Consider the following 7,307-nt stretch of genomic DNA (forward strand, 5'->3'; position numbering starts at 1 on the left):
TTCAAATTGAAGTGGCTTTTTATTTTTAGTCAATAAAAAAGCCTCTACATTTCTGTAAAGGCTTGGTGTTTTAAAAGTGGTCCCACTAGGGCTCGAACCTAGGACCACCTGATTATGAGTCAGGTGCTCTAACCAACTGAGCTATGAGACCTAAAACGTGTGCAAAAATAACATTATTTTACAATTTCCTATACTTTTCTTAAGAAAATAGTGAAAATATTTTTGTGCTAAACAGTGCGTGTCATTAAGTTTTGACCGAACTGTTTTAATACAAGACTATTAGCTTCTGATATAGAAATTTCATCCAAAACATCAAACGCTTTTTTGGTATAATTCTCAATAGCAGCCCTTGTCATTGTATCACTTCCTATAAGCTGAAACAATTCTTTTACACGTACTACCTTCTCTGTATTATCCTCTAAAATTTGATCATACCAATGTAGCAATTCCTCTTTCAATTCTGGTGTAGCATTTTTAAGTGCCTCTATATATAAAAAGGTTTTCTTATTCTCCATGATATCTCCTCCTACTTGTTTTCCAAAAGTAGCAGCATCACCATACGCATCTAAATAATCGTCTTGCAACTGAAAAGCAATTCCTAAATTCAAGCCAAATTCATATATTTTTTTTGAATCTTCCTCAGAGGCTCCCGCTATAATCGCTCCCATTTCAAGGGCAGCAGCAACTAAAACCGAAGTTTTCAAACCAATCATTTTGATATATTCTTCAGCAGTTACATCATTACGAGTTTCAAAATCCATATCATATTGCTGTCCTTCACAAACTTCCAATGCCGTTTTATTAAAAAGTTGCATTAATTTTTTAAAGGTAGCACCGTCATAAGACTCCAAAAGTTGATTGGCTAAAATCAACATGGCATCTCCTGACAATATAGCTGTATTCACATCCCACTTTTCATGTACGGTTGCTTCCCCCCTTCTCAAAGGTGCATCATCCATAATATCATCATGTAATAGCGTAAAATTATGAAACACCTCTACAGCCAAAGCCGCATCCAAACCGTTTTTATAATCTCCTCCAAAAGCCGTTGTCCCCATCAAAACTAAAATAGGTCTCAAGCGTTTTCCTCCTAAATCCAATATATACTCTATAGGATTGTATAGGTTTTGAGGCTCTACAACATTAATCTTCTTTTGTAAATGTGCTAAAAAATCTTCTTTGTACTGTTCTAATTTCAAAATATTGAATTTTGTGTAAAAATAAACAAAGCTCTCTTATCACAATTCGTTTTCTCAAAAAAAACAAAAAATGATTTTTATCATAAAAAACTTAGGAAACTTTTTTGGTGTTAAAAGTTTCCTGTATATATTTGCAACGTTAAAACGAGAGATGATGAAAGAAAAAATTTTACAAACCGCTGCTGAAATGTTTTTAAATTTTGGTTTTAAAAGTGTGACAATGGATGATATTGCTGAGAAAATCGGCATCTCAAAAAAAACCATTTACACACATTTCAGCAACAAAACAAAACTGGTAGAGGAGACAACCTACGGAATGTTTTTATGCATTACCACGGGAATAGACGCTATATGTGAATTAGATTACAATCCAATCGAAGAATTATTTCAGATCAAAAAATTTGTTCTTGAAAATTTAAATGATGAAAAATCGTCACCGCAATACCAACTTCAAAAATATTACCCAAGAATCCATACCAACCTACAAAAAAAACAATTTGATGTGATGCAAGGTTGTGTATCGGACAATTTGAAAAAGGGAGTAGACGGAGCTTATTTTAGAAATGATATAGATATTCAATTTATCACAAGAGTTTATTTTAAAGGAATGGTAGGTATCAAAGACATTGAAACCTTCCCTACAGAAATGTTCTCTATGAATTATTTACTTCAAAATTATTTAGAATACCACGTACGCGGAATTGCAACAGAAAAAGGAATACAAACATTAGAAAAAATAAAAAATCAATACAATTAAAGATGAAAAAATTAAACATCCTTTACTTATTTTTGGCAAGCTCCCTTGTTGGGTTTGCACAAGAAATCGTGGAAGAAGAACAAAAAACTTCTTTCAACCTAAACGAAGCGATTTCCTATGCTAAAATTCACAATAGGAATATTCAGAACGCAGTCGCAGGAATTCAGGCCGCAGAAGAACAAAAATGGGAAGCAATTTCTATTGGACTTCCACAATTAAATGGTAAAATTGATTACACTGCTAATTTAAAGAAACCTATTGAAGGTGATCCAAACAACCCAGCGGACCCGGTAAACTTCTTTTTCCCATCAAACAATTTAACTCCTAGCTTAACGGTTACTCAATTGATTTTTGATGGTTCATATATAGTAGGTCTACAAGCCTCTAAAGTATTCTTAGACATCTCCAAAAACTACAAGGACAAAACGGACAATGAAATAGAACAAATTGTTGTGAATGCTTATATGACAGCTTTATTAACTGATGAAAGCATACTCATCCTAGAAAAAAACATCAAAAACATTGAAGACAATTTAAAGGAAGCTACAGCTGTTGTTGCCAACGGTCTTGCTGAAGAGGAAAGTGTTGAACAATTACAATTGACACTTACCAACCTTGAAAACTCCATGCGAAACTATGAGGTACTTGCCGATGTATCTAACGGTTATGTAAAATTACTTTTGGGAATTGATTCTGAAACAACGATTACTTTAAGTGACAATCTAGAAAACTTGATTAGCGAATATGTAACCCTTGAATCTGAATTTGAACAAAACTCAATTTTCAATAATATAGATTATAAAATTGCAGTGAATGAAACGGAAAGCAAAGAATTATTATACAAATTAGAAAAAGCAAAATACCTTCCTTCTATTTCGGCATTTTTAAATACAAATGCACAAGGACTGAATGAAGAGTTTGGAGGCTTATTTGACAGCAACCAAGATTGGCTGACTTCAACCTCTGCTGGAGTTTCTTTATCCATTCCAATTTTCACTTCCTTTAATATTAGATCTCAGAAAAGAAGAGCAAAAATAAACTGGGAAATTTCTGAAAACACTTTAAAAGACACTGAGCAACAATTAAAACTAGACTTAAAAAAGGTCAGAAGTGAATACATCCTAGCAGCTCAAACCTATGAAAACAGAAAACAAAATCTTGAACTTGCAGAAAAAATAGAACGTAAAAACTCCGTAAAATTCAGCGAAGGAATGGCTAGTAGTATCGACTTAAGAACTGTACAAGTTCAGTTGTACGACAGTCAGCAACAATACATCGAATCTATCATTGATGTAATCAACAAAAAAGTAGAATTGAAAAACTTATTAAACATAAAATAATTTCTTAAAAAATTAAATCATGAAATATATTTACACATTTATTGCCAGCACAATCATCCTAACTTCTTGTGCTGAAAAAGCAGAAATCTCCGTGGAAGACGTAATCAAGTCGCAGGATCTTTCACAAATGAGAGAAAAGAAAAAAGAAATTGAAACTACTCAAAAAGAAATTAACATTCAATTGGAAGCTCTGGTATCGGCTATTTCAGTGTACGACACCATGAAAAGATTGCCTTTGGTTACTACTTTTACCAGTACAGCAACGGTATTCAACCACCATGTAGAATTACAAGGAAATGTAACCACAAAGAAAAACGTATTGGTATATCCTGAGGTTCCTGGTATCATCAAAGACATTCGTGTCAAAGAAGGGCAACGTGTCTCTAAAGGAACTTTATTAGCAATCTTAAGCGATGGTGGTCTTGCCGATCAGTTAGCACAATTAGAAACACAAACAAAATTGGCTAAAACTACTTATGAGAGACAGCAAAAATTGTGGGAACAAAAAATTGGATCTGAAATAGAATACTTAAAAGCAGAGACAAATTATTATGCAAACATCAATGCTATAAAGCAATTGAAATCTCAATATGCTAAAACAAGAATTGTTGCTCCGTTTTCAGGGATCATAGATGATATTTTCAAGGAAGAAGGAATGGTAATTGCACCGGGTCAAGGTTCGGAATTATTGCGTATCGTAAACTTAGATGATATGTATATAGATGCTGAAGTACCGGAGAGTTATATCACCTCTGTCTCTAAAGGAAAACATGTAGAAGTATATTTCCCAATATTGAACAAAACGGTTGAAGCTGAAGTAAGACACGCTGCTAGTTATGTAAACCCAAGCAACCGCACGTTTAAAGTTGAAGTAAAGGTACCGAACCCAAAACACGATATCAAGCCTAACCTAACAGCAAAGCTTAAAATCAATGATTATAAAAATGAGGCTGCTATTTTAATTCCTCAGAGTATCATCTCTGAAAATGCAAATGGAGACCAATATATCTACATCATTGCAAACAAAAAAGCAAACGGAGAAGCCGTAGTAAAAAGAAAAATCATTGAAACTGGTAAAACACAAGGAGATATCATTGAGATATTGACTGCTTTTCCTAATGGTTTAGAAATAATTAACGAAGGAGCTAGAAGTGTTACAGATGGTCAATCTGTAAAAATATTAAGCAACGAACCTTTGAAATTATAATCCATAAATCAACTTAAAAACACCTAAAATGACTGAGAAAAAAGTTGACAAAGAGTTTGGTCTGTCCTCCTGGGCAATCAACAACAAAACGACCATATATGTGGTAATGGTAATGATTCTATTTTTAGGATCTTCCGCCTACTTTAATATGCCACGTGAAAGTTTTCCGGAGATCAAAGAAACTAAAATTTACATTAGTTCATTATATCCAGGAAACACAGCAGAAGATATAGAAAAACTGATTACAACTCCCCTAGAAGACAAATTAAAAACTGTTTCTAATTTAGTTGAAATCACTTCTAATTCACAAGAAGATTATTCAATGATTATTGTTGAGTTTGACGAAAACATTTCTGTAGACCAGGCAAAACAAAAAGTTAAAGACGAAATTGATGGAGAAACTGCCAGTGAAGATTGGCCTACTTTCAATGGAGCAAAAGTAGAACCTATTGCCTTTGACCTTAGTATGTCTGAAGAGATTCCTATCCTGAATATTAATATTTCTGGTGATTATCCTATCTATAAACTAAAAGAGTTTGGAGAATATTTAGAGGATGAGATTGAGGACTTGGATGAAATCAAACAAGTTGATATTCGTGGAGCACAAGAAAAAGAAGTTGAAATTGCAGTTGACATCTATAAAATGATGGCTGCAAAAGTTAGTTTTAGCGATATTGTAAATGCGATTAACAATGGAAATGCAACCATGTCTGCAGGTAACTTTATTACTAGCGGTCAAAGACGTACTATTCGCATTATTGGTGAAATTACAGACCCAGATGAATTAGGAAATTTTGTCGTAAAAAACGAAAGAAACAACCCTATTTACCTGAAAAACGTTGCAGAAATTGCCTTTCAGGACAAGGATAAAACTACCTACGCCAGAGAATATGGCGAAAAAGTAGTGATGCTTGATGTTAAAAAGAGAGCTGGTAAAAACATGGTTGACGCGGCAGACCAAGTAAGAGTTATTGTGGAAAAAGCAAAGGAGGATTTTTTCCCATCTGACTTAAAAGTAACCATCTCTAATGATCAATCTTCTAAAACAATTGGTCAAGTAGATGATTTGGTAAACAACATCATTTTCGGAATTATCTTGGTAGTTACTGTCTTGATGTTTTTCTTAGGATTTAAAAATGCATTGTTTGTAGGATTTGCCATTCCAATGTCTATGTTTATGTCATTGATGATCCTTGAAATGCTAGGATACACAATGAACACCATGATCCTTTTTGGTTTGATTATGGGACTAGGAATGCTAGTTGATAACGGTATTGTGGTTGTAGAAAACGTATATCGTTTGATGGACGAAGAGGGATTAACAAGGAAAGAAGCTGCCAAGCAAGGTATTAGCGAAATTGCTTACCCAATTATCATTTCAACAGCCACCACAGTGGCCGCTTTTATCCCTCTTGGGTTATGGCCTGGATTGATGGGACAATTTATGATTTACTTCCCTATTACACTTTCGGTAGTACTTGGATCTTCTTTATTTGTAGCGATTTTCTTTAATTCGGTATTGGTTTCTCAATTTATGAGTGTTGAAGACAAAGAGATGCCATTAAAAAGAATGATAACCATCTCGTCAATTTTGACAGGTATTGGTTTGGTTATATTCCTAACAGGAGGAAGCTATGCTGCCTTAGGAACTTTAATGATTTTTACAGCAATGATGCTATGGTTCTATAGATTAGTACTCAGAAAAATGTCTAATTATTTCCAGAACAAAGTACTGACTCGTTTAGAAAACTTTTATGAAAAACAATTAAAATATGCTTTGACAGGATGGAGAACGAGTGTGTACACAATTGGTACATTTATCGTACTTATCATTGTTGTTAGAATTTTTGGATGGTCAATGGAAACAAACCGAACAAAATTTGAGTTTTTTCCGGATAACAAACCAAATCAAATTATTGTATACATTGAATACCCTCAAGGAACAGATATTGAGAAAACCAATGCGATTACAAAACAAATTGAAAATCGAGTTTTTGAAGTATTGAATGATGATGAGTATACCGATGGAGATTACAATTTCCTAGTTGAGAGTACGGTTTCTCAGGTAGGTGAAGGTGCCGGAAACCCACAGACAGATGGGGGTTCTGCTGCTGAAATGCCTCACAAAGGAAAGATCACTGCTTCCATGCGTGAATATAAATTTAGAAGAGGAAAGGATAGTGAAATCTTAAGACAACGTGTACAAACTGCCTTAGTTGGAATCTACCCTGGAGTATTGATTTCTGTAGAAAAAGACGTCAACGGACCTCCTGCTGGATCTCCCATCAATATTGAAATTGAAGGTAAAGACTATGCAGAGTTGATTGAGACAGCTGAAAGAATGCGTGATTTTATCAACACAAGAAGTATTGCTGGTATTGACGAATTAAAAATTGATGTCAACAGAGACAAACCGGGTATGCAAGTAGTTGTAGACCGTAAAAAAGCTGGTGAACTTGGTGTAAGTGCTGGTCAGGTTGGACAGCAACTTAGAAATGCTATTTTTGGTAGTAAAGCTGGAGTTTACAAAGAAGATGGTGAGGACTATGACATATATGTACGTTTCAACAAAACGGACAGATACAACAAAAGTGCCTTATTCAACCAAAAGATTACTTTTAGAGACATGGCAACAGGTCAGATAAAAGAAATCCCAGTTTCTGCAGTAGCAAAACAAAAAAACAACTCTGGATTTAGTGCCATCAAGCACAAAGACCAAAAAAGAGTCGTAACCGTTTACTCTGCTTTATCTCCTGGATATACAGATGCAGGTGCCATTGTTACAAAAATCCAAGAAGAAATGA

The 7,307-nt window shown here is 34.3% G+C and carries 5 protein-coding genes and 1 tRNA gene; 4 read left to right on the forward strand and 2 right to left on the reverse strand.

Going from position 1 to position 7,307, the window contains the following annotated elements:
- Window positions 1-77 precede the first annotated feature (77 nt).
- Both P8H68_RS09820 and P8H68_RS09825 read right to left on the reverse strand, forming a co-directional pair.
- A tRNA-Ile gene (locus P8H68_RS09820) sits at window positions 78-151 on the reverse strand.
- A 76-nt stretch (window positions 152-227) separates the two neighbouring features.
- The gene (locus tag P8H68_RS09825) at window positions 228-1,202 is read right to left on the reverse strand and encodes a polyprenyl synthetase family protein (protein WP_300324243.1); all 975 of its coding nucleotides are present in this window, start codon (window positions 1,200-1,202) and stop codon (window positions 228-230) included.
- A 151-nt stretch (window positions 1,203-1,353) separates the two neighbouring features.
- On the opposite strand from P8H68_RS09825, the gene P8H68_RS09830 reads away from it, so the two are divergent.
- The 4 genes from P8H68_RS09830 to P8H68_RS09845 form a co-directional block, all read left to right on the forward strand.
- A complete protein-coding gene (locus P8H68_RS09830) occupies window positions 1,354-1,956 on the forward strand; it encodes a TetR/AcrR family transcriptional regulator (protein ID WP_300324232.1) in 603 nt (200 codons plus the stop codon).
- Window positions 1,957-1,958: 2 nt separating this feature from the next.
- On the forward strand, window positions 1,959-3,296 hold the full coding sequence (locus P8H68_RS09835; RefSeq protein WP_300324235.1) for a TolC family protein: 1,338 nt from the start codon (window positions 1,959-1,961) through the stop codon (window positions 3,294-3,296).
- A 19-nt stretch (window positions 3,297-3,315) separates the two neighbouring features.
- Window positions 3,316-4,503: an efflux RND transporter periplasmic adaptor subunit gene (locus P8H68_RS09840; RefSeq protein WP_300324237.1), complete on the forward strand. Its 1,188-nt coding sequence runs from the start codon at window positions 3,316-3,318 to the stop codon at window positions 4,501-4,503.
- 28 nt (window positions 4,504-4,531) lie between these two features.
- The coding region (locus P8H68_RS09845) for an efflux RND transporter permease subunit (protein ID WP_300324240.1) at window positions 4,532-7,307 on the forward strand (2,776 nt) is incomplete at its 3' end.

It is taken from the genome of Flavicella sp. (assembly GCF_029238425.1).
Classification (GTDB): domain Bacteria; phylum Bacteroidota; class Bacteroidia; order Flavobacteriales; family Flavobacteriaceae; genus Flavicella.